The sequence below is a fragment of the Peteryoungia ipomoeae genome (genome assembly GCF_004912165.1).
Taxonomy (GTDB): domain Bacteria; phylum Pseudomonadota; class Alphaproteobacteria; order Rhizobiales; family Rhizobiaceae; genus Allorhizobium; species Allorhizobium ipomoeae.
Genome location: NZ_STGV01000002.1, coordinates 33,118 through 59,286, shown reverse-complemented (window position 1 = coordinate 59,286; position 26,169 = coordinate 33,118). Strand labels below are relative to the sequence as shown.

Genomic DNA, 26,169 nt, shown 5'->3' with positions numbered 1-26,169 from the left:
GAGCGCAGTGACGACAGTGATCGATGGGAAGGCAGCCGCAGCGTCAGTTGTCGATGCGGTGACAGAGGCGGCGGCAAAGCTTGAAGCGCGCGGCCATCGAAAGCCCGGCCTTGCCGTGGTGATTGTCGGTGACGATCCGGCAAGTCATGCTTATGTCGGTGCAAAAAGCCGAATGGCCAAGCAATGCGGCTTCAACTCCATCCAGCACACCCTTCCGGCCGAAACGTCGCAGGCGGATCTGATGGCGCTTGTTGCGTCGCTGAACGAAGATGTCGAGATTGATGGCATTCTCGTCCAGCTGCCACTGCCGAAGCCGCTCGACAGCGAGCCGGTGATCCAGTCCATCCTGCCCGAAAAGGATGTCGACGGCCTGCATGTCGTCAACGCTGGCAAGCTCGCAACGGGCGATCTGAAAACTGGTCTCATCTCCTGCACGCCAGCGGGGGCCATGATCCTGGTGCGCCAGATCCACGGCAAGGACCTCTCCGGCCTAAATGCTCTCGTCATCGGTCGCTCCAACCTCTTCGGCAAGCCGATGGCGCAGCTGCTGCTGAATGCCAATGCGACGGTCACAACAGGCCATTCCCGCAGCCGCGATCTGCCGGCGCTGGCTCGCCAGGCCGATATCGTCGTCGCCGCTGTTGGCCGGCCGCAAATGGTCAAGGCGGACTGGTTGAAGCCGGGAGCCACGGTCATCGATGTCGGCATCAACCGGGTCGACGCGCCGGAAAAGGGCGAGGGCAAGTTCAAGCTGGTCGGCGATGTCGATTTTTCCGACTGCAGACCGGTTGCCGGTGCGATCTCGCCCGTTCCCGGTGGGGTCGGCCCGATGACCATCGCCATGCTCATGGCAAACACCGTGATTGCCGCCTACCGCCGCGCCGGCGAAGAGGCGCCCTCCTTCTGATTGAAGGAGCTCGTCACCGGTCCCGCGGAGCGGGGCCGGTCGATGCCCGAAGGACCAGTTCGGCCTTCCAGAGTTCCTGCATCGGTGGCTCGGGACTGTCGCGGTTGATCATTGCGATCAAGCGCTCGCCGATGCGTTTCCCTGCCGCGCGCAACGATGAGCGTGTGGTTGTGAGCGGCGTCAAAAAATTCTCCGGCTTCAAAAGCGGCAGTTCATCGTCATGGGCGATCAGCGACATGTCGCGGCCAAGCTTCAAGCCTGCCTCGTTCATCGCCCGCACCGCGCCGAGCGCCAGAACCGTACTGGCGCACAGCACCGCTGTCGGACGATCCGGACCGGATAGAATTTCCCGCATGCCGCGATACCCTTGCTCATCGCCCATGAAACTGTGGCGGACATGCAGAGGATCGAGAGCAGCACCTGCTTGTGCCAGCGCCTTTTCGAGGCCCAGCTTGCGGCGTGCGGCAAAGTCAAGTTCGGCAGGTCCATTGAGCAGGGCGATGCGACGATGGCCAAGCTGCAGCAGCAGCTGCGTCGCGTTGAAAAAGGCGCCTTCATTGTCGACATCCAGATACGGATAGTCTTCATCAAGGCCTATCGAGCGACCGTGCACGACAAAGGGCAAACGCAGCGACTTCGCCAGCGCGATGCGCGGGTCGGCAGCTTTCATGTAAGCAAGATAATAGCCGTCGACACTGCTGCTGCCGACCAGCCAGCGGATGGCTTGTTCTTCGTTCTCCCGGTGCGCCGGCATGATGACGAAATGAAAATCACGGTTGATTGCTGCATCCGCCAATCCCGCCTGGAACTCTGCAAAATGCATGTCAGAGCTGTGCTCCGGCGCCGTCGGCATGATTAGGCCGATCGATCCTGCCTTCCCTGTTGCCAGTCTTTGCGCAGCCTTGTTCGGCTTGTAGCCGGTCTCCTCAGCCGCTTTCAGAACCCTTTGACGGGTGTCTTCATTGACTTCGGGATAGCCGTTCAGGGCACGACTGATCGTCGTCTGCGACAGGCCGAGCAGTGCCGACAGTTCCTTCAGTTTCACGCTGTGCTATCCTCTTCCCATGCTTGGTCACAAACTCCTCACTCGCGAACCAAAGCGCTTCGAATATGGATCAGCGGCCTATCTGAGCACAAGCCCAATTTGACGATTTAAAGATCAACCTGCTCTTGATAGCGGCACCCTTGCGTCTATTTGAGGCAGCGCGACGAAAGCGCTTGACTCATGTTCCATGCCGATGTGATGAATTGAGGGCCAAAGCGCTTTGAATATGAGCGAAAACCAGCGGACCTTTGGCGGTCCGATGTGATGGGAGGTATATCACATGAAGAAGTTTTTCCTGATGACCGTGGCGGCTGCCGCGCTCGCAGCCGGCTCTGCTGCCGCTGCTGACCTGAAGTTTGCACCGGGTGAAGATTCCAAGTTCAATTGGGCGAGCTACGAAGAGCTGAAGAAGACGCAGCTGAACGGAGAGCAGATCACCATCTTTGGACCTTGGCTTGGGCCAGACCAGGTGCTCGTAGAAAGTGTTCTTGCCTATTTCGCAGAAGCCACCGGTGCCGACGTCCGTTACACGGGCTCTGACAGCTTCGAGCAGCAGATCGTCGTCGACCTCGAGGCCGGTTCTGCCCCGAACATCGCCATCTTCCCGCAGCCGGGTCTGGCATCCGACATGGCCAAGCGCGGCTTCCTGACGGATCTCGGCGCCGAGCAGGCATCCTGGCTCAAGGATAACTATGCGGCAGGCCAGTCCTGGGTTGATCTCGGCACCTATGCCGGCAAGGACGGCAACAAGGCATTCTATGGCTTCCCCTTCAAGACCGATCTGAAGTCGCTGGTATGGTATTCGCCCGAGAACTTTGAAGATGCCGGCTATGAAGTGCCGAAGACCCTGGAAGAGCTCAAGGCTCTCACCGAAAAGATCGTTGCGGATGGCGGCACGCCCTGGTGCATCGGCCTGGGCTCGGGCGCTGCCACCGGCTGGCCGGCCACCGACTGGGTCGAAGACCTGATGCTGCGCACGGCCTCGCCGGAAGACTACGACAAGTGGGTTTCGAACGAGATGAAGTTCGATGATCCGGTCGTCATCAATGCGATCAACGAATTCGGCTGGTTTGCCAAGAACGACAAGTTCGTTGTCGGTGGTGCTGGTGCAGTAGCCTCGACCGACTTCCGTGATAGCCCCAAGGGTCTCTTTGCCGCGCCGCCGCAGTGCTACATGCACCGCCAGGCGTCCTTCATCCCGTCCTTCTTCCCGGAAGGCACGTCGGTTGGAGAAGATGCCGATTTCTTCTATTTCCCGTCTTATGCCGACAAGAACCTTGGCAACCCGGTTCTCGGCGCTGGCACCACCTTCGCCATCACCAAGGACAGCAAGGCCGCTCGCGCTTTCATCGAGTTCCTGAAGTCGCCGATCGCTCATGAGATCTGGATGGCGCAGAAGGGCTTCCTGACCCCGCACAAGGGCGTCAACACCGAAGTCTTCACCGACCCGACGGTCCGCAAGATGAATGATATCCTGCTGCAGGCCACCACCTTCCGCTTTGATGGTTCCGACCTGATGCCGGGCGCCGTCGGCGCGGGCGCGTTCTGGACCGGCATGGTCGATTTCGTTGGCGGCAAGTCCGCGGAGGATGTCGGCAAGTCGATCCAGACCGCCTGGGATGGTGTAAAGTAAGTCACATCGCGTGAACGCCTGTGGGTTGCCCGGAGATATCCCGGGCAACCCACACACAATAAAGACAAGGGCGAGCAGGGGGGAGGACCACCGTGAATCCAGCGTTTCAGGCACTGCTTACAATCATCGTCGGCGTCGGCGGATGCGTGGGTTATTTCTACTTGTCGAACCTCTTCATCGACAAGGTTCTGTTCCCCGCAACCGGGCCGCATGCCGGGCGCAACATCAACCGCGCCAACATGGTACGGCCTTGGTTATTCCTGTTCCCCGCCATCTTTGCCTTGGGTCTCTATCTCGCCTATCCGGTTGTCGCCACGCTGTGGCTGTCTCTGACGGATCGTAGCGCCGGCGGCGCTTTCGTCGGACTTGCCAACTATCAAAGAATGGCAAACGAGCCCAAGTTCTGGGAAGCGATCAGTAACAATCTCCTCTGGTTGACCGTGGTGCCTGCCGTGTCCACGGCATTCGGCCTTTTGGCCGCCCAGCTCACGGACCGTATCTCCTGGGGAAGCATCGCCAAATCATTGATCTTCATGCCGATGGCCATTTCCTTCGTCGGCGCATCGGTCATCTTCAAGCTCGTCTATGATACCCGCCCGGCTGGCGAAGAGCAGATTGGTATCCTCAACGCCATCTGGCTTTCCTTCGACGGCGGCATCGGCACGGTCATCGCTCTGCGCATCGTGCCCGTTCTGTTGCTTGCCGCATTCCTCGCCTTTGTCGTCTACGGGGTCTACCAGCTGCTCCGGCCACTTGCCGGCGGTGTCGGACGCCATGGCGGGAGCTCCAGGTTCGGTCTGGTCGTCCGGATTGCGGTCACGCTGGCGGCCGCCTGGCTCGGCTACAAGGCGCTGGTCTCGATCTATTCGGTTCTTATGTTCGACTACCCCTATGGCCAGCCGCAAACATGGCTCACCATTCCGTTCTGGAACAATTTCTTCCTCATGGTGGTGCTCATCTGGATCCAGACCGGCTTTGCCATGGTCATCCTCTCGGCGGCCCTGCGCGGCATTCCAGAGGAAACGATCGAGGCCGCCGTCATCGATGGGGCCAATGATTTCGAGATCTTCTTCAAGATCAAGATCCCGCAGATCATGGGGACAGTGGTCGTGGTCTGGACCACCATCACGCTGGTTGTCCTCAAGGTCTTCGATATCGTTTTCGCCATGACCAATGGTCAGTGGGAGACCCAGGTGCTTGCCAACTACATGTTCGACAAGCTGTTCCGCTCGAATGACTGGGGTGTCGGTTCGGCCAGCGCCATGGTGATCATGCTGCTCGTCCTGCCGATCCTGGTCTGGAACGTCTATAACGCACGCAAAGAAATGCGCTGAGGGGAGGCGGGACCATGGCAAAGATCGCAGGCAAGAAATCCGGCCTCGTATGGGCGGTGCATATCTCGGTGGTGGTTCTGGTGGTGCTCTGGTTGCTGCCGACCCTCGGATTGTTCATTTCCTCCTTCCGCACGGCGGATCAGATCTCGACAAGCGGATGGTGGGGCGCACTGTTCTCGCAAGAACAGAACCTTGTTTTAAGAACGGCAGCGCCTTCGACGCAGAAGCAGGAGGGCAATCTGTATGTCGTCTCCGGCAATCTTTTCGTCGACAACAAGGCGACCCCCGCACCCATCGGCGCCTGGGGCAGTTCTTCGCAGGCCATCGATGCCTATGCACCGGGCGACACTGCCGATCTGGGTGATGACGGCCGCGTCACCGTTCATGAAAACGGTGACTACCGCCTGGAAAACAACAGCGAATTTTCCGGGAGCCGCGGCGAGCGCATTTTCGTGACTGCCGAACTGCCGCCGGAATTTACCCTCGACAATTACAATACCGTCCTGTTTTCCGGCTCCACCACGGACTCGATGGCCAAGGCGTTCTTCAATACGCTGACTGTCACCATCCCGGCCACGGTGATCCCGATCGTCATTGCCGCTTTCGCGGCCTATGCGCTCGCATGGATGGAGTTCCCCGGACGCGCTCTGCTGATTGCCGGCGTTGTCGCGCTCCTCGTGGTGCCGCTGCAGCTTGCGCTGATCCCGCTCCTGCGCCTGCATCTGTCGATCGGCATCGGCAAAGGCTATCTCGGAGTCTGGCTCGCCCATACCGGCTTTGGTCTGCCACTCGCGATCTATCTTCTGCGCAACTACATGGTCGGCCTGCCGCGCGATATCATCGAATGCGCCAAGGTGGATGGTGCCACGGACTTCCAGATCTTCACCCGCATCATTTTGCCACTGTCCTTCCCGGCACTCGCCTCCTTTGCCATCTTCCAGTTCCTCTGGACCTGGAATGACCTGCTTGTCGCCAAGGTCTTCCTGATCGATGCGACCGGCGAGACGACGGTCATGACCAACCAGATCGTCGAACTGCTGGGGACTCGTGGCGGCAATTGGGAAATTCTCGCAACGGCAGCCTTCGTGTCGATTGCGGTGCCGCTTCTCGTCTTCTTCTTCATGCAGCGCTACCTCGTGCGCGGTCTCCTTGCCGGTTCGGTCAAGGGCGGCTGACGAGGCGCGAATATAAAAAGCCAACAGGAACGAACTTATGACTGCAGACCAGACTTCCGTCACAGCACCGGACAAGGATTGGTGGCGCGGCGCGGTGATCTACCAGATCTATCCGCGCAGCTACCAGGATTCCAACGGTGACGGTATCGGCGACCTGAAGGGGATTACGGCGCGCCTTCAGCATATTGCCGATCTCGGTGCGGATGCGATCTGGATCTCGCCCTTCTTCACCTCGCCGATGAAGGATTTCGGCTACGACGTCTCGAACTATGTCGATGTTGATCCGATGTTCGGTTCGCTCGCCGATTTCGATGGCCTGATTGCCGAGGCCCATCGCCTGAACATCAAGGTGATGATCGACCTCGTGATGTCGCATTCCTCCGACCAGCATCCCTGGTTCGTCGAAAGCCGCTCCAGCCGGGTCAACGACAAGGCGGACTGGTATGTCTGGGCCGACTCGAAGCCGGATGGCACACCGCCAAACAACTGGCTGTCGATTTTTGGCGGTTCGGCCTGGCATTGGGATCCGACCCGCATGCAGTATTACCTGCACAACTTCCTCACCTCGCAGCCGGACATGAACCTGCACAATCCGGAGGTTCAGGATGCACTTCTGGCAGCCACCCGGTTCTGGCTGGACCGTGGCGTCGATGGCTTCCGCCTCGACACGATCAATTTCTATTTCCACGACAAGGAATTGCGGGACAATCCGCCGCTTGCGCCCGAGCGTCGCAACGCGTCGACGGCGCCCGCCGTCAATCCTTACAATTTCCAGGAACACATCTACGACAAGAACCGCCCTGAGAACATCGACTTCCTGAAACGGTTCCGGGCGCTGCTCGACGAATACCCGGCCATTGCCGCCGTCGGCGAAGTGGGCGACAGTCAGCGCGGTTTGGAAATCGTTGGCGAATACACCTCCGGCAATGACAAGATGCAGATGTGTTACGCCTTCGAATTCCTGGCGCCAGAGCCGCTGACGCCGGAAGTCGTGCGCAACACGCAAAACGCCTTCGCGACGGCGGCGCCCGAAGGCTGGGCCTGCTGGGCCTTTTCCAACCATGACGTCGTGCGGCACATCAGCCGGTGGGGTGCGGCTGTCGCCGATCGCGAGGCCTATACCAAGATGATGGCGGCGCTGCTGCTTACCCAGCGCGGTTCGGTTTGCATCTATCAGGGCGAAGAACTCGGTCTCACCGAAGCGGAGATCGCCTTCGAGGATCTTCAGGATCCCTATGGCATCCAGTTCTGGCCGGAATTCAAGGGCCGCGATGGCTGCCGCACGCCGATGGTGTGGGGCGACCATGCCGTTCAAGCCGGCTTCTCGACAGCCCAGAAGACCTGGCTGCCGATCCCGGTCGAGCATGTGCTGCGCGCCGTCAACACGCAGGCAGGCAAGGAAAACTCGGTGCTGGAACAGTATCGTCGCTTCCTCGCCTTCCGCCGGCAGCATCCGGCTTTTGCCAAGGGCGACATCACCTTCCACGAAGCGGGAGAGGAGGCGCTCGCCTATAGCCGCAGCTTCGGCAATGAGACGCTGGTCTGCCTGTTCAACATGGGCGCCGAGCCGAAGGCAATGAGCCTGCCGGAAGGCGCGTGGGTGGCGCTTGACGGCCACGGCTTCGAAAGCACGATCAACGACAACAAGGTGGAATTGCCAGCCTGGGGTGCGCACTTCGCGCGCCGGGCCTGACAGGGGAGGAAGAGCATGACGGGTCTGGTTCTCAAGGATATCCGCAAGGCCTATGGCCAGGTAAAGGTCATTCACGGCGTCGATCTGGAGATCAAGCAGGGCGAATTCGTGGTCTTTGTCGGCCCGTCGGGCTGCGGGAAGTCCACGCTGCTGCGCATGATCGCAGGTCTTGAAGAGATTTCCGGCGGCGAACTGTGGATCGACGGCATGCTCGTCAACGATGTCCCGCCCTCGCGGCGCGGCATCGCCATGGTCTTCCAGTCCTACGCGCTCTATCCGCACATGACGGTCTACGACAACATGGCCTTCGGCATGCGCATTGCCGGCGAAAGCAAGGAAGAGATCGACCGCCGCGTCAAATCGGCGGCGGCGATCCTTCAGCTTGAGCCCTATCTCGACCGTCTGCCCAAGGCGCTCTCGGGTGGCCAGCGCCAGCGTGTCGCCATCGGACGCGCCATTTGCCGCGATCCCAAGGTCTTCCTGTTTGATGAGCCCTTGTCGAACCTCGATGCGGCCTTGCGTGTCGCCACCCGTATCGAGATTTCCAAGCTGAATGACACGATGTCGGACACGACGATGATCTACGTCACCCACGACCAGGTCGAGGCGATGACGCTGGCTGACCGCATCGTCGTCTTGTCTGCCGGACGTATCGAACAGGTCGGCCCGCCATTGGAGCTCTATGAGCGCCCGGCTAACCTCTTCGTCGCCCGCTTCATTGGCTCGCCATCGATGAACATCATGCCGGCTACCATTGTTTCAGCCGGCCCAACAACCACAGTCCGGCTGCGCGATGGTTCGGAAGTCACTGCCGACATCGCGACCGATGCTTCCGAGGTTGGCAAGGCCGTAAGCTTCGGCATACGCCCGGAAGACATCGCCATCGCCACGGGCAGTGAGGCCGCCTTGTTCGAAGGGACGGTCTCGATCGTCGAGGCACTCGGTGAGGTCACCTTGCTCTATGTAGACGGCCCGGTTGAGGATGAACCGGTTGTCGTGAAGCTGCCGGGCATTGTGGATATCAAGAAGGGCCAGACAATACGTTTTGCCGGTGACCGGACCAAGCTGCATCTCTTCGATCAGGATGGCAAAACTTACCGCCGCTAAGGCTGCTTTAACCCATCGTTATCCCTAGAAATACGGGGGCGGTTCTGCCGCCCTCTGAGGGCCATCTCTCACCCCGCCAGCGACACGCACTGTTAAGGTGTCCTTGCTAGGTTTTTGCCAATAAGAACTTGTAAAAGACCAAGGCAGAAACAATGGGCGCGGCAGGTGGATCACATTTCCTGAAGAAAGAGGAATCCTTCATGTACGACCGGGAAAACCGGTATCGCATGGAGGACACGATGAACGCCGGTCGGTTGGAATATACCGAAAACGGCATCACCCATGTGGCCGCGCGCCGATGCGACGTCGTGCGCATTTCGATGAGCGGCGCAGTTCTGTTGTTCCTGACCAAGGTCGACCTTCCTCGCCAGTTCTATCTCGATATTCCGGATGCGCGGATCACCAAGATCGGCAGTGTTCTGATGAAGAATTATGCCAACAACACAGCGGAAATCCGCTTTCTGCGTCTCCTGACACAGAAGGAACTGGACCGCATCTTCGTATTCTCCACTCATCCCGCACATCGCGACCGCGTGCTCGACGTTCGCAGCTGGTAGGCCGCCGAGATATCAGACAGAGGCTTGAAGGCCGGTGCAGTATAGCCTGCATCGGCCTTCAGCATTTCTGACTGGACTTGTCCCGGTGAAACTCCGATCTTCCCGCAAACAATGGGGAGCATATCATGACAGATCAGAAGGTTGCCTTGATCACGGCGGGCGGAAGCGGCATGGGGGCAGCGGCTGCGAGGCGGCTGGCCGATGATGGGTTTCACATCGCCGTATTGTCTTCCTCCGGCAAGGGCGAGGCGCTTGCGGTCGAGCGTGGCGGCTTTGGCGTCACAGGCTCCAACCGCTCATCAGAGGATCTCGCCCGGTTGGTTGACGGTGCCATGGAAAGATGGGGACGGATCGACGTCCTCGTCAACAGTGCAGGCCATGGCCCACGCGCGCCGATCCTTGAGATCACTGATGAGCAATGGCTCGAGGGTATGGATGTTTATCTGATGAATGTCATCCGGCCCACCCGGCTTGTAACGCCCATCATGCAGACGCAGAAGTCCGGTGTCATCATCAACATTTCGACGGCCTGGGCCATGGAGCCGTCTGCGATGTTCCCGACCTCGGCAGTCTTCAGGGCAGGGCTCGCCTCCTTCACCAAGATCTATGCAGATGCCTATGCGGGAGAAAATATTCGCATGAACAATGTTTTGCCCGGTTGGATCGATAGTTTGCCTTCAACCGAATCACGGCGCGAGATGGTGCCGATGAAGCGCTATGGAACCAGCGAAGAGATTGCGGCGACCGTCGCTTTTCTTGCGTCAGAGGGAGCAGCCTATATCACGGGCCAGAACCTGAGGGTCGATGGAGGCCTGACGCGGCACGTGTAATCCCACTGGGATGTGCGGAAAATTGTCGAATTTCGCTATGCTGTAAACCTGTTGGTTACCAAACATCTTCATCCTCGGTTGATATTGACAGTCTGGCTTCAGGCCTCCTGTCCAAGCGTATCGGCACCTTTGTCAGAGATGCCGGATCGATGTGTCAGTAAGCGAGTGAGAGTATGGCGTCCTCGACCAGCAGGGTTTCCGGTGGCAAGCCTGTCGCCGTTGCAAAGACGGCTCCGCGCAGAACCGGGCGCGGGATATCCAGCCTGACGGCGATCCTCGGCGTCACTTCGGCTTTGTTCGTCTGGGGTGTCGGTTCGCTGGCGGCGCTCAACGCGCTGTCACCGGCTGCGGTCGAACCCGCAACGGCTGTCGGCCATAATCTCCCTCGTCCCACTCTTACTCTGGCAGCCCCGATCAAGGCCGCGCCCGAACGCCAGAAGATGCGCGATCTAGCCTTCCAGGCTGACGTCAACGCCCGGATGGCTGCGGCCATTGCCGAATCGGACAAGATCAGTCTCCTCATGCTGCCGCGCGCCATGCAGCTCATCGAAGTTGCAAAGTCCGACCGGCTCATCTTCACGCGGGTCGGTAGCGTGGTCACTGCTGAGGCGATGGGCGTGTTGCGCGATGTCTTGACCAAGGCCGATGCGGATATGCGTCAGGCCCTGGCCGCTTCGGCTGCTGCCGAGCAGGCGCAGCTTGAACCGAAACCCGAGCCGGTCGCAATCGACCCGATCAAGACAGCGTCGATTGCCCCGCAGACGGGCGCGACGATAGCGGAGGAGGCTGCCACAGCGGCTCTGACGCCCGCTCTCGCCTATGCGCCCGCTGCCGAAACCACGGCTGTTGCTGTGGCAAAAGTGGAAGCGGCTCCCTTTTCCGAATTGCTGACGGAAGAGGCGACGGATGATCATGGCGCTCTCCCGGCCGATGGTCCCCTGCCATTGTCAAAGCCCCGCATTGCGGTAATCCCGCAGCCGGAACCGGTTGTCGTGGCTGCCCCGCAAAGGCCGGTTGAGCAGGAAAAGCCCAAGCGCAAGACGCTGTTCAACATGCTGGCCTATGCCAAGCCAGACAATCCCGTCACCACGGATGACGGTGCCGGCGGCATCTTCAACCGCAAGAACAAGCTGCCAGGTCCTGGCAGCCGGATAGCGGTCTATGTGATCGAAGACCAGGTCGTGCACATGCCGAACGGCGAGAAGCTCAAAGCCAGTTCAGGCCGCGGCAAGATGCGTGACAATCCGAAATATGTTCATGTCAAGAATTTCGGCCCAACGCCGCCCAACGTCTACAGCTTGCGCATGCGGGAAGCCCGCTTCCACGGCGTTGAAGCAATTCGCATGACGCCAGTCGGCAGTGCCAAGATGTATAATCGCGATGGTTTCCTGACGCATACCTACCTTCTGCGTCGCCCCGGCGATTCCTCCGGCTGCGTGGTCTTTGCCGATTACAACCGCTTCCTGAAAGCGTTCAAGCGCGGTGATGTCCGAACCCTGATCGTCGTGCCCAGCATGCGGGACCTGCCCAGATATACTGCCATGTTGTGAGAAGGCCTGGCTGGCCACCAGCGACAGGTGCCGGCAACTGGAACATCCTGAGTAAAAACATAACCGCCCGCCGCATGGACAAACTTGCGGCGGGTGATTTCGTTTCGCAGTGTCGTCTCGGGCTGGAACCTGAAACTGCTGGAATGATCCCGGCACCTGCAGTTCGTCTTACGACCAAACAGAAGCGGCCGGCTGCAAGTGCGCCGGCCGCTCTCAAGGTTTCACCAGGAGATCAGAACTCCTGCCATTCATCCTGCTTCAGGGCCGTATTGCCGTAGCTCATTGCAGGGCGCGATTGCGGGCGGCCGATGGCCATGTCCCCGCGGGAAGGGGAGGCGATCGGGCGCGAACCGAATGTGCTCGGCTGCGCTGCCTGTTGCGCAAACTTGCTGCCCAATTGGAAGCGGCTGATCAGTTCGCGCAGACGCATGGTCTCTTGTGCAAGCGATGCGCTGGCCGCATTGGATTCCTCGACCATCGCCGCATTCTGTTGTGTGACCTGGTCCATCTGGTTGACGGCAGAATTGACTTCGGAAAGACCGGTCGACTGTTCGCGTGCCGAGCTGGCGATAGCCTGCATATGATCGTTGACGGCTATGATGTTTTCCTGGATCGTCTTCAAAGCGCCGCCGGTCTCGCTGACAAGTTTGACGCCGCGATCAACTTCATTCGATGAATTGCGGATAAGCTCCTTGATCTCCTTCGCGGCCTGGGCGGAGCGCTGGGCAAGTTCGCGGACTTCCTGGGCAACGACGGCGAAGCCCTTGCCGGCCTCGCCAGCGCGCGCCGCCTCGACGCCGGCGTTGAGCGCCAGAAGGTTCGTCTGGAATGCGATCTCGTCAATCACGCCGATGATGTTGGAAATCTGGTTGGAGGATTGCTCGATCCGCGCCATGGCTTCCACCGCCTCGGCAACGATTTCCCCAGAGCGTGTGGCACTCTGGTTGGCTGTCTCTGTTGCATGTCGCGCTTCTTGAGCACGCTTGGACGCATTGCTGACATTGACCGTGATCTCGTCCAAAGCCGCTGCCGTCTCTTCCAGGGCTGCCGCCTGCTGCTCGGTGCGCTTCGACAGGTCATTGGCGCTGTGGCTGATTTCCCGGCTGCCGCTATCCAGCTGGTCGGTGGAAAGCGAGACTGCGCTCAGGGCATCGGACAGCTGGTTAAGTGCTTCATTCAGGTTTGTCCGCAGTGGTTCGAAGTCAGGCGCAAAAGGCTTGTCAATCAGGAAGCTGAGATCACCCTTTGCCATCTTGTTGAGCGCACCGCCGATCGTTGACACCGCGTGAACGCGGTCAGTCACGTCGTTCGCGAACTTGACGATCTTTACGACATTGCCTTTTTCGTCGACGATCGGGTTATACGAAGCATTTAGATCAAGCTTCTTGCCGCCCTTGCCGTAGCGCACGATATCGCCGATGCGCGGCTTGTTGGCGCGCAGATCGTTCCATATTTCTTCGAAGTAGCGGTCGCCCTCAGGCCCTGGGGCCAGCAGGATCCGGTGTGACTTGCCCTTGATTTCCGCGAGCGTATAGCCGGTCACGGCAAGGAAGTTTTCGTTGGCATGCAGGATTTCGCCCTGCGGCGTAAATTCGATGACCGCTTGCGAGCGGCTGATTGCGTGCAACTGGCCCCTGTAGTCCTGGTTCTCCAGCCGTTCCTTGGCATTTGCCCATTCCACGACGAAGCCGGTGGTCTTGGACCCATCGATCAGCGGGGTGACGATGAGGTCGAATGCATGATGTCCGACCCAGATCGTCGCCTTGTGCTGGTTTTTCAGCGCGGCCAGCATGTTGCGCTGATGGCTGGGGTTCTTGTGAAAGATGTCGATGTTGCTGCCGATCAGCTTGTCGAATTCAAAGCGCGGCAATTCCTTTTTCAAGTCACTTGCGGCGTCGCGCAAGAGGTCCTTCACCGCAGTGTTCATATACCGAATGTTCAGGTTCACGTCCGCGATCATGATTTTTGCGGTGATGACCTCAAGTGAGGCGAGTTGCGAATTTTTGTTAGAGGACATGCCGAACATTTGCGCCTGGTCCTTTGCCAGATTGAGGAAATCGCGCCGTCCGCAAAATGCGAAGGCAGACAAAGTCACGCAAAATCGAGCTTTTCGGGAGCTCGTGTCTACCCGTCTGATTCTGTGGACCAATCTGCATTCAAATCTACAAAATTAGCGGTATCGAAAGTGTTAAGTGGCTGGAAAACCCTTCACATTTGTTTTTTGTCAAAAAATTGAGAACAAAAAAGGGTCGCGATGCATCGCGACCCTCGTCTGTTTTGTTCCCGTGAAGTCGGCTTAGAACAGGACGCTTGCGCCCTGATCGGCAGGCCCCGCGATGCGCCGGAAATTGGCGAAAAGCTCACGTCCCATGCCAAACTCGTTGCCGTCGAGATCAGCCGTTGCAAGCGGTCGCGCGGCGAACTCTGCAGCGTCGGTCAGAACCTCAAGCGTGCCGGCAATCGCATCCAGGCGCAGGATGTCGCCATCCTTGATCTTGGCAATCGGTCCACCGTCGACGGCCTCGGGTGTCACATGGATGGCGGCCGGCACCTTGCCGGACGCGCCCGACATGCGCCCGTCGGTCACGAGCGCCACCTTGAAGCCGCGATCCTGCAGCACGCCGAGCGGTGGGGTCAGGCGGTGAAGCTCCGGCATGCCGTTGGCCCGCGGCCCCTGGAAGCGCACTACGGCGATGAAATCCCGTTCCAGCTTACCGGCCTTGAAGGCGTCCTGCAGTTCCTGCTGGTCGTGGAAGACAATGGCGGGGGCTTCGATCACATGCCGTTCGGGCTTTACCGCCGAAATCTTGATCACGGCCTTGCCCAGCGTTCCCGTCAGCATCTTCAGGCCGCCATTCGGCTGGAACGGCTTGTCGATGGTCGTCAGCACCTTCGGATCGGCGCTTTCCTCCGATGACGCCTGGCGTGAAACCGTACCGTCTTCGGCAAGCTTCGGATCGATGGTGTAGGCCGAGAGCCCCTGTCCGTAGACGGTGCGGACATCGTCATGCACGAAGCCTGCCTTGAGGAGCTGCTTGATCAGGAAGCCCATGCCGCCTGCGGCATGGAAATGGTTCACGTCGGCAAGCCCGTTCGGGTAGACCCGGGCAAGAAGCGGAACGATGTCGGAAAGATCGGAGATATCCTGCCAGGTCAGCTGGATGCCGCCGGCCCGCGCCATGGCGATCAGATGCAGCGTGTGGTTGGTCGAGCCGCCGGTCGCATGCAGGCCGACCACGCCGTTGACGATCGAGCGCTCGTCGATCATCTCGCCGGCCGGCGTGAACTCGTTGCCGAGTGCCGTGATGGCGAGTGCCCGCTTGGTGGCTTCCTTGGTCAATGCGTCACGCAGGGGCGTACCGGGATTGATGAAGGAGGCGCCGGGCATGTGGAAGCCCATGATCTCCATCAGCATCTGGTTGGAGTTGGCAGTGCCGTAGAACGTGCAGGTTCCCGGGCCGTGATAGGATTTGGATTCCGCCTCGAGCAGTTCTGCCCGCCCGACCTTGCCCTCTGCATAGAGCTGGCGGATGCGCGACTTCTCGTCATTCGGCAGGCCGGACGTCATCGGACCTGCAGGCACGAAGACGGCGGGCAGGTGGCCAAAGGTCAGTGCTGCAATCATCAGACCTGGGACGATTTTGTCGCAGACGCCGAGATAGACGGTGCTGTCGAACATGTTGTGGCTGAGGCCGATGCCGGCTGCCATGGCAATTGCGTCGCGCGAAAACAGCGAAAGCTCCATGCCCGGCTGCCCCTGTGTGACGCCATCGCACATCGCGGGCACGCCACCGGCCACCTGCGCCACGCCACCGGCTTCCGAGGCGGCCTGGCGGATAAGGGCCGGATAGGTCTCGAACGGCTGGTGCGCCGACAGCATGTCGTTATAGGCGGTGATGATGCCGAGGTTCGGCACGACATCGCCTGAGAGGGCATCCTTGTCGCGGGGGGAACAGACGGCAAAGCCATGCGCGAGGTTACCGCAGGACAGTGTCGACCGATGCACGCCCTTGGAAATCGCCCGGCGCGTCCGGTCGAGATAGACCTCGCGGGTCGGCTTGGATCGCTCAACGATCCGCTTGGTGATGGCTTCGATACGGCGGTCTGCACTCATTGGATTAAACTCCATCTGGCGCGGACGCTTGGGCGCATGCCGCGCACGGGACTTTGGCCCCAGGGATTGTTTATGTGCGTGCCCCGGCCTTGGCGGGGCCGCACGTCAGGTCAGGATGCCCAGTAAATGTCGGGCGTGGTCGCAGCACGTTCAAGCACCGCGCGGATGGGCATTTCGGCTTCGTCGGATCCGGCGAGAGCCTTGTCGAGCACGGCTTTCTTCTCGGGTCCTTCGATATGCACGATCAGCAGGCCTGCATCGTGCAGCGCTGAAAATGATAGTGTCAGACGGGCCTCGCCGGCGCCTGGCGCTTCCATCGTCATCACCCGGCGGGGTTCGTTCAGGTCAAGCGCTGCCGCGAGATGGTCGCCGCCGGGAAAGAAAGACGCCGTATGGCCATCCGTGCCCATGCCGAGGATCGCCACGTCGAACGGGCGATCCATGCCGGGCACCGCTGACGAGGCGGCACGTGCCGCGTCTTCGATCGTCTTTTCCGGGCGGTAGAGCGGCGCAAACGCGGCCTGCGCTGCCTCTGCCTTGAGAAGATGGGTCTTCACCAGAAGATGGTTCGACCGTGCATTGTCCGCGGGCACGAAACGTTCGTCGACCAGCGTCACCTTGACCTTGCCCCAGTCCAGCGCGCGTGTCGAGAGCGCCTCGAAGAAGGCCTTCGGCGTCGAGCCGCCGGAAACGGCGAGCGTGGCTTCGCCCCGGGCCTTTACTGCAGCGGCGAGGCTTGCCGCAACGCGGTCTGCAAGGGCCTGCGCAAGGTCCGCGCCGTTGTCGAAGTTGTGCATGGTGTACGGCATGGTGCGTCAGCCTCAGTCGTTTTCGTGCCAGGTGCGGCCGTCGCGCTCGATCAGCGCGATGGCCTGGCTCGGGCCCCAGGTGCCGGACGTATACCCTTGCGCCTTCTGGCCGATCTCTTCCCAGCCTTTGAGTATCGGGTCGACCCAGTTCCAGGCCGCTTCCACTTCGTCGCGGCGCATGAACAGCGTCTGGTTCGAGCGGATGACGTCCATCAACAGACGCTCATAGGCATCGGGATTGCGCACGTCGAAGGCCTGGGCAAAGCTCATGTCGAGCGAGACATGGCGCAGGCGCATGCCGCCCGGGCCTGGATCCTTGATCATCAGCCACTGCTTGACGCCTTCGTCCGGCTGCAGGCGGATCACCAGCTTGTTGGCCTCGATGCGGCCGGCGCTCTCGCCGAAGATCGAATGCGGGATCGGCTTGAAGGCGATGACGATTTCCGACATGCGGGTGGCAAGCCGCTTGCCCGTGCGCAGGTAGAAGGGCACGCCCGCCCAGCGCCAGTTGTTGATCTCGGCCTTGATCGCAACGAAGGTTTCCGTGTCGGAAGCCGCGCCCAGTTCGTCCTGATAGCCGTTGACCGGGCCACCGGCCGAGGCGCCGGCACGGTACTGGCCGCGCACCGTCTGCTTCTCGACATTGCCGTCGGTGATCGGCTTCAGCGAGCGCAGCACCTTCAGCTTCTCGTCACGCACGGCTTCGGCGTCGAGCGAGGAGGGGGCCTCCATCGCAACGAGGCAGAGCAGCTGCAGGATATGGTTCTGCACCATGTCACGCAGCGCGCCGGCCTTGTCGTAATAGGTGACGCGGCCTTCGAGGCCGACGGATTCGGCCACCGTGATCTGCACATGGTCGATATGGGCGGAGTTCCACAGCGGCTCATAGAGGGCATTGGCAAAGCGCAGCGCCATCAGGTTCTGCACCGTCTCCTTGCCGAGGTAGTGGTCGATGCGGAAGATCTGCTCTTCCTTGAACACCTTGCCGATCGTGTCGTTCAGCGCCTGGGCGGAGGCGAGGTCACGGCCGATCGGCTTCTCGACCACGATGCGCGTCGACTTGGTGATCAGCTTGTGGTCGCGGATCTTGTCGGCGATATCGCCGAAGATGGATGGGGAGACGGCCAGATAGAAGGCGCGGACAATGTCCTTGCCGGTATCGAGCAGCTTCTTCAGGTCGTCCCAGCCCTGGTCCGACTTGGCATCCACAGAGACATAGTGGATGCGCGCCAGGAAATTCGCGACCTCGGTCTCTTCAAGCTCTTCAGCCTTCAGATGCTCCTTCAGCGCGGCAAGCGTATAATTGCGATACTCTTCATTCGTCATCGCGGTGCGCGATGCACCGATGATCCGGGTCGGCTCGGTCAGTTGCCCGGCCAGCTGACGATGATAGAGCGCCGGTAGCAGTTTGCGCTCGGCAAGGTCACCGGTGCCGCCGAAGACGACGTAGTCAAAGGGTTCCACGGGGATGATCTGGCTGCTCATGCGGCATCTCTCATTCGGCAATTTGGTTGGAGGTGTTCTAATCTAATCGATTTAAAAAAGCCACCCCGGAACGGTGGATTTTGCGATTACGGCATCTCATGCGGGCGACCTGAGGTATGGTCACGGCGATTGACCACAAGACCGGAGGAAGGTGGGGCTGCGCCAAACCCGGTGAGGACAATGCACAGCAAGGCGATCGTGACATGGTAAGTGCTGCTGCGTCGGCGCCCCGCGCTGTCTGGCGCGGCTGCCACCGCCTCCAGCAGCTTTATTGCCCGTTCAGCCTGTCGTGCTGGTACAAAAATAGGAATGCCGCCGATAGCACCCATGTAATGCGGCAGGTTGGTCGCCACATTCCACGCCGGTGTCCCCACCACCATGCCATGGGCACGCAGATAGCTGTCGGTTATGGCGTAGTCCTGGAGGCCAAAGGCCGAGCCGATCCTGGTCACTCTGTCGCCACGGCTCGTTGCACAAGATGTTGTTGCCATCAGTCACATTCGATCCCTGAGTGCATACCAGGTCAGGGCCAGGAACAGCAGCGGTTTTCTGAGCGTCGCGCCGCCCGGAAAGGCCGGGATTTTCAGGTCCTTCAACAGATCGAGTTCGCGCGCATTGCCCGCCACGGTATCCGCATACATCTTGCCGGCATAATTGGACAGCATCACGCCGTGTCCGGAATAGCCGGCAAGCGAGGTCACTCCCGGCAGGACATCCCGCGCGAAAGGCTTGCGCGGCAGGGTGATGCCGACGGAGCCGCCCCAGGCATGCGTCATCGTGATCGTGCCCAGATCCGGATAGATCTCGGCGATCTGCCGCCGGATATGGCTCGAAATGTCCCGCGGACTGTCGGCCGTATAGGCTTCGCGTCCGCCGAAGAGCAGCCGCCCGTCGCGGCTCTTGCGGAAATAGCGCACGACGAACCGGCTGTCGGCCACGGCCTCCGAGCCGGGGATGATCGATGAAAATTTGTCGAGAGGCTCCGTCGCCCCGATGAAGGAGCGGATCGGCATCACATGCGCGGCCGTCACCGGTTCCAGATTGCCGATATAGGCATTGGTGGCGATCAGAACGCGGTCGGCGGTGATCGTGCCCTTCGGTGTATCGATCAGCGTCTTGCCGCTCGCCTGGCGAATGGCGGAGGCGGGCGTCATCTCGTGGATCTGCGCGCCAGCACCTGCCGCTACGCGCGCCAGTCCGACAAGCAGTTTCAGCGGATGAATGTGGCCTGTGCCGGTATCGCGGACGCCGTAATGATAGCGGTTGGAGCCAAGCCTTTGCCGCGTCTCGTCGCGTTCCATGAAGGCGACATGCGGATAGTTGTAGCGCGCCGCCATGATCTCGGCCGAGCGGCGATATTCGCCGGCATACTTCGCCTTATGCGCTACGTTCATCTGGCCCGGCAGATAGTCGATGTCGATGCCGTGCTGTTCGGCGAAATCCAGCAGGTAGCGCTTGGCATTCTCCGCCATGTCGAACAACGCCTTGGAGCGCTCGAAACCAAGCTCTGCCTCGAGCTCGTCCGGCCAGGCGCGCTGGCCGGTGCCGAGTTGCCCGCCATTGCGGCCCGACGCGCCATCGCCGAAGCGATGGCCCTCGATCAAGACCACGGAGACGCCGAGCCTCGCCAGGTTATAGGCCGCCTGCAGGCCGGTGAAGCCGCCACCGATAATGGCGACATCGGTCGAGATGGAACCGTCGAGCGCCGTATAGTCCGGACGCTCTCCGACACTGTCCTGATACCAGGAAATCCCCGGTGCGATCGGGCTTTGCCAGGCCATGTCGCCCTCCGTCAGACGTTGAGCAGCAGGAACTCGCGCTCCCAGGGGCTGATCACCTGCATGAAGGTCTCGAACTCACCGCGTTTGACGCCGGCGTAGAGGCCAATGAACTCCTTGCCGAAAACCTCCTCGAAATCGGGCTCGCTTTCCATAAGCGCCACGGCTTCCAGAAGGCCACGCGGCAGGTCGATCGAACCTTCGTTCTCGGATCCTTCAGCCGGTGCCGTCGGTTCGATCTCCTTGATGATGCCGAGATAACCGCAGGCAAGCGAGGCTGCGAGCGCGAGATAGGGGTTGGCATCCGAACTCGGCAGCCGGTTTTCGACGCGCCGTGCGGCGGCATCCGAGACAGGCACGCGAAAAGCGGTCGTGCGGTTGTCATAGCCCCAGGCATTGTTGACCGGCGCTGCCATATCCGGCGTCAGCCGGCGATAGGAGTTCACATAGGGCGCCAGCATGACCAGCGCCTTGGGCACGTATTTCTGCATGCCGCCGATGAAGTGGAAGAATTCCGGCGAGGCTGTGCCGTCCGGCTTGGAGAAGACATTCTTGCCCGTCTTGATATCCACGACCGACTGGTGGATGTGCATGGCCGATCCCGGCTGGCCCTGCATCGGCTTGGCCATGAAGGTGGCGTAGATGCCGTGCTTCAGCGCCGCCTCACGAATGGTGCGCTTGAACATGAAGACCTGGTCGGCCAGTTCGATCGGATTGCCGTGGCGCAGGTTGATCTCCAGCTGCGCCGGACCTTCTTCATGGATCAGGGTATCGATTTCGAGGCCCTGCTTTTCCGAGAAGTGGTAGATGTCGTCGATCAACTCGTCGAATTCATTGATGCCGGCAATCGAATAGCCCTGGCCGCCAACGATCGAACGGCCGGATCGTCCCTTCGGCGGATGCAGCGGATAGTCCGGATCATCATTCACCGCGACCAGATAGAACTCGATCTCCGGTGCCACGACCGGTTTCCAGCCCCTGTCTTCATAGAGCCTCAGAACGTTCTTCAAAACGTTGCGCGGCGTGTAGGAGACATTTTCCCCGTCGACATTGACGATGTCGCAGATCACCTGGGCGGTCGGGTCGCTTTCCCAGGGCACGACGGAGAGCGTGGACAGATCCGGCAGCAGTTTCAGGTCGCTGTCGCGCGGTTCGTAGCGGAAATTCTCGGTCTCGTCGGGATATTCCCCGGAGATGGTGTGGCGGTAGAGCGCCGAGGGCAGAGCAAGCGATGTGTTCGAGGTGAACTTCGAAGACGGCATCATCTTGCCGCGCGGCACGCCGGCGAGGTCGGGCGTGATGCATTCGATATCCTCGATGCCGCGGGCTCTCAGCCAGCTTGCCGCCTCGGTCCAGTTCGAAACGCCGCGCAGCGATCCCGGGTCCGGCGGTACAACCGCTTTTTTGGAGGCTGCGTTCTGGGCTTTCGGCATGGATTTCTTCGCGGGCATGTCTCACCAGTTCGTTGTTGATGGGGGCCATCATAACCGGAGTTTGGCCTTTGGCGAGGGGACACGTTGACTTTGATGGCGACTTTGCCAAGACAGGCGACGGAATTTCAGGAGTGCGGCCATGGCCAGAAACTATGACGTTGCCATTATCGGGGCAGGGGCCGCCGGCATGATGGCGGCCATCGCAGCCGGTCGGCGCGGGCGCTCCGTCATCGTGCTCGACCATGCGAAAGCGCCGGGTGAAAAGATCCGCATTTCCGGCGGCGGGCGCTGCAATTTCACCAATCTCCATGCCGGACCGAAGAACTATCTCTCCGAGAACGCGCATTTCGCCAAGTCAGCGCTTGCGCGCTACACACCGGCGGATTTCATCGCCATGGTCGACCGCCACCGCATCGGCTGGCATGAAAAGACCTTGGGGCAATTGTTCTGCGATGACAGCGCCAAGGACATCATCCGCATGCTGCTCGAAGAGATGCGCGCGGTGGCCGTCGAACTAAGGCTCTCCTGCGAAATCTCGGAGGTCGCCCGGGATGAGGGCGGCTACTGCCTTTCAACCAGCCAAGGCCAGATCCACGCTTCAAGCCTGATCGTTGCATGTGGCGGCAAATCCATCCCGAAGATGGGCGCAACAGGCTTTGCCTATCGTATTGCCGAGCAATTCGGCTTGTCGGTCACGGAAACGCGGCCGGCCCTCGTGCCGCTGACGCTTGAGCCGAACCTGCTTGGCGAACTCTCGGACCTGTCGGGCGTCGCGGTCAATGCCGACGTTGCCTGCGGCAAGACGCGGTTCAACGAGGCGCTGCTCTTCACGCATCGCGGCCTGTCCGGTCCATCCATCCTGCAGATCTCCAGCTATTGGCGGGAGGGCGACGAGATCACTCTGTCGCTCGAGCCGGGCGTTGATTTCGCAGCCCTGCTGAAGACAGCCAAGCAGGAAAACGGCCGCCAGCAGGTGCAGACAGTCCTCGCCCACCACCTGCCGAAGCGACTTGCCCAGTATCTTGCCGAAACGGCGAGGCTGGAGCGTCCGCTCGCCGATCTGCCCGACAAGGCACTGGCCACCCTTGCCGACCGCATCCGAAGCTGGAAGATAAAGCCCGCCGGCTCGGAGGGCTATCGCACGGCCGAAGTGACCCTGGGCGGCGTCGACACCCGCCACCTCGACAGCCGCAGCATGGAAGCGAAATCGGTGCCGGGGCTTTATTTCATCGGCGAGTGTGTCGACGTGACGGGCTGGCTCGGCGGCTACAATTTCCAATGGGCCTGGGCCTCGGGGCATGCGGCGGGTGAAAGCGTCTGAGCGGAAATCCCTTGCCATTTGCTGCCAATCAGCGCAAATTTCAGGACTTGTTAACATGCTCGTCATAGTCTGACAGAATGCCGCCAGCGCGACCTGCCCACGGGGCTGGGCCATTGAACAGGCGAAGACGAACAGGTGATGTGCCAAGCCAGGAGGCGCCGATGACCAAGGAAATCCGTAAACCCCGCGCCATCGCGATTGCTGCGACCCGCCAGGCCGCAGAATTCCGCCGCCAGGTTGCCTATCTCACCGTGTCCTGCCTGTCTGCCACCGTCGCTCTGACGCTGCTGGCTCTGAAATTCCTCGGCTGATCCGAAGTGCTTTCAATCTCCCTGTGATCTGGCCAAGCGCCAGATCGGCATTGCGTGGCGGTGCTTGCAGCAGGTGTCCCCAATCGGCAGATCAGCTTTTCAGCATTTAACCTCAAATTGACATTTGTCGGCGAAGTTTGACGCATGTTTGTGCAAAGCGCCGGGAGGGGTGCTGCGCACGACGAATGTGATCGTGGGCTGTTGTGCCCGGCTTGGGGGAAGCATGTTCGATCGATTTTTTTCGCGTTTTTCCATATCGACCAAGGTCATGGCCTTTGTCCTGCCGTTTGTGCTGTCGATCTCGGCAGTCGGCTTCATGGGCCTCTATGCCTCGGGCCTGCTGCAGGAGCGCATGGAGATTTCAAACGGCACGATGCGGTCGCTCAATGGGTTCCGTGATGTTACGGCCCGGATGAACAGCTTTTTGGCAAACGCTTCCGAGGAGAACCGCGATGCGGTGATCAGCGGCCTGTCGGACCAGACGAAAAACCTTGAAGACAATCTTGCCGCCATTGGCGAAACCGGCGCCGGGCGCAGTTTTCTCGGGCAGGCGGTGGTCGGCACGGGCGAGATCCAGCAGAAGATCGATCTCTTGTGGCAGTTGCACCAGCAGGAAACCGAACGGGTGGCTGCCATCAACGACCACCTCAAGGGGCTGATGGCCCAGCAGTTTCGCGTATCCGACGAAGCGTTGAAGCTGGAGCGCGCCGTGCTTGCCGGCGAAAACGAAGCCAAGGCCGCGCTCCGCGAGGCCGAGCGCTTGGCAGCTGGCGCCGATCACATGGCAGCCTTCGTCAAAGGTTACTTCGCGGCCGGACTTCCGGAAGCGCAGCATTCCTATCTTGCGGCTCAGGTCGGCGAATTGGTGAAGACGCAGCGCAAGGTCACCAATGCCCTGCCGCCTGAAAACAAGGCGATGGCCAAAGACTATCAGGCAGCCGTGTCCGACTTGAAAGCCCTGCTGCAAAAAGCCGATCTCAGCCTGGAAGCCGCAATCGACACAAGTCGCATGGTCAGCCGCTTCAAGGGCTTCGAAGCAATCCTGCGCGCTGCTGCGAAAACCAAATACGCCCTGTCTGCCGAGCGTTTTGCAACGGTCGAGACCGCTGCCGTCCAATCCGCCGAAATCCAGGTCGGAAGTCGCACGCTGATTTCGGATGTCTACGACCTTCGCATCGCAACCACGGCCTTTCTTGCCGCAAAGGATGAAAAGGCGCGCGAGCCCGTCATTCGCCAGATCAAGCTGATTGGCGACAATCTCGCCATCCTGGGCGGCAGCATTGCCGACAAGGTATTCTATGACAGCCTGGTCGGATCGATGACGCCGATCATGGCGGCGCTTGCCGAGGACACAGCCAAGCTCATCGAGACCGGAACGGCCCGCGAGGCGAGCTTTGCCGAGGCCACCGGCGCCATGGACGCCATCTGGTCCTCGCTCACCGCTTTTGCCGATCTGCAGAAAGATGTAGCCGGCACAGAACGCCAGGAGGCCAACCAGCTTTCGATCGGCACGACAATCGCCGGCGTCATTCTGGCCTTGATCGGCGGCTTTGCCCTGGTTGTGACTTTGCAGCGCCCGATAGCACGCATCACGGCCACCATGCAGCGTCTGGCGGAAGGTGACCTGGAAACCGGTATCGCCGGAGACGGGCGTGGTGACGAGATCGGCGCCATGGCGCGAGCCCTGTCTGTCTTCAAGTCGAATGCCCGTGCCAAGATCGCGATGGAGCATGACCGTCAGCGAGACCAGATGACGGCCGATGCCGAGCGCCAGCGCAATGACGAGGAAAAGCAGGCGCTCGACCAGCAGATCGATCATGCCGTCGGCCAGCTGGCCCGGGCTCTGGAGCGCCTTGCTGTGGGCGATATCTCCTTCGAGATTGAAGAGCGTTTCCACGGTCGGCTGGAGCGCCTGCGCACCGATTTTAACCTGTCTCTGGCACGCCTGCGCGATACCATGCGGCAGATTGCCGGCAATGTGGACGAGATCCAGAACAACGGCCGGCAGATGGCCCATTCTGCGCTCGATCTTGCAGGGCGCACCGAGCAGCAGGCTGCCTCGCTGGAGGAAACCGCAGCCGCCGTCGACCAGATTACCGAAGCCGTTCGGGCGTCTTCGGGGCGGGCCGACATGGTCAATGGTGTCGTGCGCGAAGCGAAGAAGAATGCGGATGAATCTGCCATGGTGGTCGGCAGTGCAATTTCCGCCATGGGACGGATCGAGGAGGCCTCTCGCCAGATCTCGAGTATTATCGGCGTGATCGATGAGATCGCCTTCCAGACAAACCTCCTCGCCCTCAACGCAGGTGTAGAGGCCGCTCGTGCCGGCGAAGCCGGCAAGGGATTTGCCGTTGTTGCCCAGGAGGTCCGTGAGCTTGCGCAGCGCTCGGCAGGTGCTGCCAAGGAAATCAAGGCGCTGATCAATCGGTCGGCGGCAGAGGTCGCGGCGGGCTCATCCCATGTTCAGCAAACGGGCGAAGTCCTGTCGCGCATCGGTACCCAGATCGCCGAAATCAGCGCGCATGTCGAAACGATTGCGATGACAAGTCGTGATCAATCCGGTGGCCTGCTCGAGGTGAACGGCGCTGTGACGCGCATGGATCAGATGACCCAGCAGAATGCGGCCATGGTCGAGGAAGCCACGGCGGCCACCCAGGAACTGGCCAGTCAGACGAATGCGCTGAGGGACCTTCTGCAGCAGTTCCGCATAGAACCGGATGCTCAGCCGGCCTTGAGCCGGGTGGCATAGGCGTGGCAAGATCGGCTCGCAGCTCCGGCCTCGCCTGAGCACCTGTCTTCCCGCCGCCGCATCTTGTCTTCTGTCGCGACTAAAACTTCGGCCGAGGCCGGGTGCTGCGCATCCTCGACCCGTGTGCCTGCTCGTCGCATCCACGCGGTAAAGGCGGCGAGCCGCGGATGGGCGTGCTCCCTATAGAAGCGCTCTTCCGCCTCCCGCCTTTCCTTCTGGCTCATCGTGTGGGGTTCTTTCTTATAAAAAGGCAAAACCAGACTGTGCATGATTGAACTCCTGCTTTGATGGACCGAAACTATCCTTCATATCTGGATGGATAAACGGACCATTCTGTG

At 60.5% G+C, this 26,169-nt stretch carries 21 protein-coding genes; 12 read left to right on the top strand and 9 right to left on the bottom strand.

Annotated elements, in window-relative coordinates; translation table 11 throughout:
• Positions 1 to 7 precede the first annotated feature (7 nt).
• Complete coding sequence (gene folD / locus FAA97_RS06720; protein ID WP_136598300.1) at positions 8 to 907, top strand: bifunctional methylenetetrahydrofolate dehydrogenase/methenyltetrahydrofolate cyclohydrolase FolD; 900 nt, start codon at positions 8 to 10, stop codon at positions 905 to 907.
• 13 nt (positions 908 to 920) lie between these two features.
• Here folD and FAA97_RS06715 read toward each other — a convergent pair whose 3' ends face one another.
• Positions 921 to 1,952 (bottom strand): LacI family DNA-binding transcriptional regulator, encoded by a 1,032-nt coding sequence (locus FAA97_RS06715; protein ID WP_136597777.1) that lies wholly within the window; start codon positions 1,950 to 1,952, stop codon positions 921 to 923.
• Positions 1,953 to 2,232: 280 nt separating this feature from the next.
• On the opposite strand from FAA97_RS06715, the gene FAA97_RS06710 reads away from it, so the two are divergent.
• The 8 genes from FAA97_RS06710 (at position 2,233) to FAA97_RS06675 (ending at position 11,831) form a co-directional block, all read left to right on the top strand.
• Positions 2,233 to 3,585 carry an ABC transporter substrate-binding protein gene (locus tag FAA97_RS06710; RefSeq protein ID WP_136597776.1) on the top strand — a complete coding sequence of 451 codons (1,353 nt, stop codon included), beginning with the start codon at positions 2,233 to 2,235 and terminating at the stop codon, positions 3,583 to 3,585.
• A 92-nt stretch (positions 3,586 to 3,677) separates the two neighbouring features.
• Positions 3,678 to 4,919 (top strand): carbohydrate ABC transporter permease, encoded by a 1,242-nt coding sequence (locus tag FAA97_RS06705; RefSeq protein WP_136597775.1) that lies wholly within the window; start codon positions 3,678 to 3,680, stop codon positions 4,917 to 4,919.
• A gap of 14 nt (positions 4,920 to 4,933) precedes the next feature.
• On the top strand, positions 4,934 to 6,094 hold the full coding sequence (locus FAA97_RS06700; RefSeq protein ID WP_136597774.1) for a carbohydrate ABC transporter permease: 1,161 nt from the start codon (positions 4,934 to 4,936) through the stop codon (positions 6,092 to 6,094).
• Positions 6,095 to 6,131: 37 nt separating this feature from the next.
• The gene (gene bglA / locus FAA97_RS06695) at positions 6,132 to 7,787 is read left to right on the top strand and encodes a beta-galactosidase BglA (protein WP_136597773.1); all 1,656 of its coding nucleotides are present in this window, start codon (positions 6,132 to 6,134) and stop codon (positions 7,785 to 7,787) included.
• Positions 7,788 to 7,802: 15 nt separating this feature from the next.
• Positions 7,803 to 8,894, top strand: a complete 1,092-nt coding sequence (locus FAA97_RS06690) for an ABC transporter ATP-binding protein (protein ID WP_136597772.1) — start codon at positions 7,803 to 7,805, stop codon at positions 8,892 to 8,894.
• Positions 8,895 to 9,094: 200 nt separating this feature from the next.
• Positions 9,095 to 9,451 carry a hypothetical protein gene (locus tag FAA97_RS06685; RefSeq protein ID WP_168800951.1) on the top strand — a complete coding sequence of 119 codons (357 nt, stop codon included), beginning with the start codon at positions 9,095 to 9,097 and terminating at the stop codon, positions 9,449 to 9,451.
• 125 nt (positions 9,452 to 9,576) lie between these two features.
• Complete coding sequence (locus tag FAA97_RS06680) at positions 9,577 to 10,281, top strand: SDR family oxidoreductase (protein WP_136597770.1); 705 nt, start codon at positions 9,577 to 9,579, stop codon at positions 10,279 to 10,281.
• Positions 10,282 to 10,454: 173 nt separating this feature from the next.
• Positions 10,455 to 11,831, top strand: a complete 1,377-nt coding sequence (locus FAA97_RS06675; protein ID WP_136597769.1) for a DUF2778 domain-containing protein — start codon at positions 10,455 to 10,457, stop codon at positions 11,829 to 11,831.
• 232 nt (positions 11,832 to 12,063) lie between these two features.
• Here FAA97_RS06675 and FAA97_RS06670 read toward each other — a convergent pair whose 3' ends face one another.
• From FAA97_RS06670 to FAA97_RS06640, 7 genes are all read right to left on the bottom strand, one after another.
• Positions 12,064 to 13,857, bottom strand: coding sequence for a methyl-accepting chemotaxis protein (locus tag FAA97_RS06670; protein ID WP_136597768.1), 1,794 nt, complete (start codon positions 13,855 to 13,857; stop codon positions 12,064 to 12,066).
• Positions 13,858 to 14,127: 270 nt separating this feature from the next.
• On the bottom strand, positions 14,128 to 15,945 hold the full coding sequence (gene edd / locus FAA97_RS06665) for a phosphogluconate dehydratase (RefSeq protein WP_136597767.1): 1,818 nt from the start codon (positions 15,943 to 15,945) through the stop codon (positions 14,128 to 14,130).
• Positions 15,946 to 16,055: 110 nt separating this feature from the next.
• Positions 16,056 to 16,754 (bottom strand): 6-phosphogluconolactonase, encoded by a 699-nt coding sequence (gene pgl, locus FAA97_RS06660; RefSeq protein ID WP_136597766.1) that lies wholly within the window; start codon positions 16,752 to 16,754, stop codon positions 16,056 to 16,058.
• A gap of 12 nt (positions 16,755 to 16,766) precedes the next feature.
• Positions 16,767 to 18,239, bottom strand: coding sequence for a glucose-6-phosphate dehydrogenase (zwf, locus tag FAA97_RS06655; RefSeq protein WP_136597765.1), 1,473 nt, complete (start codon positions 18,237 to 18,239; stop codon positions 16,767 to 16,769).
• A gap of 86 nt (positions 18,240 to 18,325) precedes the next feature.
• Positions 18,326 to 18,730, bottom strand: a complete 405-nt coding sequence (locus tag FAA97_RS06650) for a hypothetical protein (protein ID WP_136597764.1) — start codon at positions 18,728 to 18,730, stop codon at positions 18,326 to 18,328.
• A 3-nt stretch (positions 18,731 to 18,733) separates the two neighbouring features.
• Positions 18,734 to 20,020 (bottom strand): NAD(P)/FAD-dependent oxidoreductase, encoded by a 1,287-nt coding sequence (locus FAA97_RS06645; RefSeq protein ID WP_136597763.1) that lies wholly within the window; start codon positions 20,018 to 20,020, stop codon positions 18,734 to 18,736.
• 11 nt (positions 20,021 to 20,031) lie between these two features.
• Entirely contained in the window at positions 20,032 to 21,468 is a 1,437-nt protein-coding gene (locus FAA97_RS06640; protein WP_136597762.1) for a glutamine synthetase family protein, read from the bottom strand.
• A 121-nt stretch (positions 21,469 to 21,589) separates the two neighbouring features.
• Here FAA97_RS06640 and FAA97_RS06635 point away from each other — a divergent pair, with 121 nt between their 5' ends.
• The 3 genes from FAA97_RS06635 (at position 21,590) to FAA97_RS06630 (ending at position 25,831) form a co-directional block, all read left to right on the top strand.
• A complete protein-coding gene (locus tag FAA97_RS06635) occupies positions 21,590 to 22,771 on the top strand; it encodes a BaiN/RdsA family NAD(P)/FAD-dependent oxidoreductase (protein ID WP_136597761.1) in 1,182 nt (393 codons plus the stop codon).
• 161 nt (positions 22,772 to 22,932) lie between these two features.
• A complete protein-coding gene (locus tag FAA97_RS21050; RefSeq protein WP_168800950.1) occupies positions 22,933 to 23,082 on the top strand; it encodes a hypothetical protein in 150 nt (49 codons plus the stop codon).
• 223 nt (positions 23,083 to 23,305) lie between these two features.
• Positions 23,306 to 25,831 carry a methyl-accepting chemotaxis protein gene (locus tag FAA97_RS06630; RefSeq protein WP_136597760.1) on the top strand — a complete coding sequence of 842 codons (2,526 nt, stop codon included), beginning with the start codon at positions 23,306 to 23,308 and terminating at the stop codon, positions 25,829 to 25,831.
• Here FAA97_RS06630 and FAA97_RS06625 read toward each other — a convergent pair.
• A complete protein-coding gene (locus FAA97_RS06625) occupies positions 25,804 to 26,100 on the bottom strand; it encodes a hypothetical protein (protein WP_136597759.1) in 297 nt (98 codons plus the stop codon). The genes FAA97_RS06630 and FAA97_RS06625 overlap by 28 nt on opposite strands.
• Positions 26,101 to 26,169 lie beyond the last annotated feature (69 nt).

Coding starts and splice junctions, on each gene's coding strand:
- FAA97_RS06640 (WP_136597762.1), bottom strand. CDS start 21,468: ATGCCCGCGAAGAAATCCATGCCGAAAGCCCAGAACGCAGCCTCCAAA.
- FAA97_RS06635 (WP_136597761.1), top strand. CDS start 21,590: ATGGCCAGAAACTATGACGTTGCCATTATCGGGGCAGGGGCCGCCGGC.
- FAA97_RS06650 (WP_136597764.1), bottom strand. CDS start 18,730: ATGGCAACAACATCTTGTGCAACGAGCCGTGGCGACAGAGTGACCAGG.
- pgl (WP_136597766.1), bottom strand. CDS start 16,754: ATGCCGTACACCATGCACAACTTCGACAACGGCGCGGACCTTGCGCAG.
- FAA97_RS06675 (WP_136597769.1), top strand. CDS start 10,455: ATGGCGTCCTCGACCAGCAGGGTTTCCGGTGGCAAGCCTGTCGCCGTT.
- zwf (WP_136597765.1), bottom strand. CDS start 18,239: ATGAGCAGCCAGATCATCCCCGTGGAACCCTTTGACTACGTCGTCTTC.
- bglA (WP_136597773.1), top strand. CDS start 6,132: ATGACTGCAGACCAGACTTCCGTCACAGCACCGGACAAGGATTGGTGG.
- FAA97_RS06685 (WP_168800951.1), top strand. CDS start 9,095: ATGTACGACCGGGAAAACCGGTATCGCATGGAGGACACGATGAACGCC.
- FAA97_RS06710 (WP_136597776.1), top strand. CDS start 2,233: ATGAAGAAGTTTTTCCTGATGACCGTGGCGGCTGCCGCGCTCGCAGCC.
- edd (WP_136597767.1), bottom strand. CDS start 15,945: ATGAGTGCAGACCGCCGTATCGAAGCCATCACCAAGCGGATCGTTGAG.
- FAA97_RS06625 (WP_136597759.1), bottom strand. CDS start 26,100: ATGCACAGTCTGGTTTTGCCTTTTTATAAGAAAGAACCCCACACGATG.
- FAA97_RS06630 (WP_136597760.1), top strand. CDS start 23,306: ATGTTCGATCGATTTTTTTCGCGTTTTTCCATATCGACCAAGGTCATG.
- FAA97_RS06700 (WP_136597774.1), top strand. CDS start 4,934: ATGGCAAAGATCGCAGGCAAGAAATCCGGCCTCGTATGGGCGGTGCAT.
- FAA97_RS06645 (WP_136597763.1), bottom strand. CDS start 20,020: ATGGCCTGGCAAAGCCCGATCGCACCGGGGATTTCCTGGTATCAGGAC.
- FAA97_RS06680 (WP_136597770.1), top strand. CDS start 9,577: ATGACAGATCAGAAGGTTGCCTTGATCACGGCGGGCGGAAGCGGCATG.
- FAA97_RS06690 (WP_136597772.1), top strand. CDS start 7,803: ATGACGGGTCTGGTTCTCAAGGATATCCGCAAGGCCTATGGCCAGGTA.
- FAA97_RS21050 (WP_168800950.1), top strand. CDS start 22,933: ATGACCAAGGAAATCCGTAAACCCCGCGCCATCGCGATTGCTGCGACC.
- FAA97_RS06670 (WP_136597768.1), bottom strand. CDS start 13,857: ATGTTCGGCATGTCCTCTAACAAAAATTCGCAACTCGCCTCACTTGAG.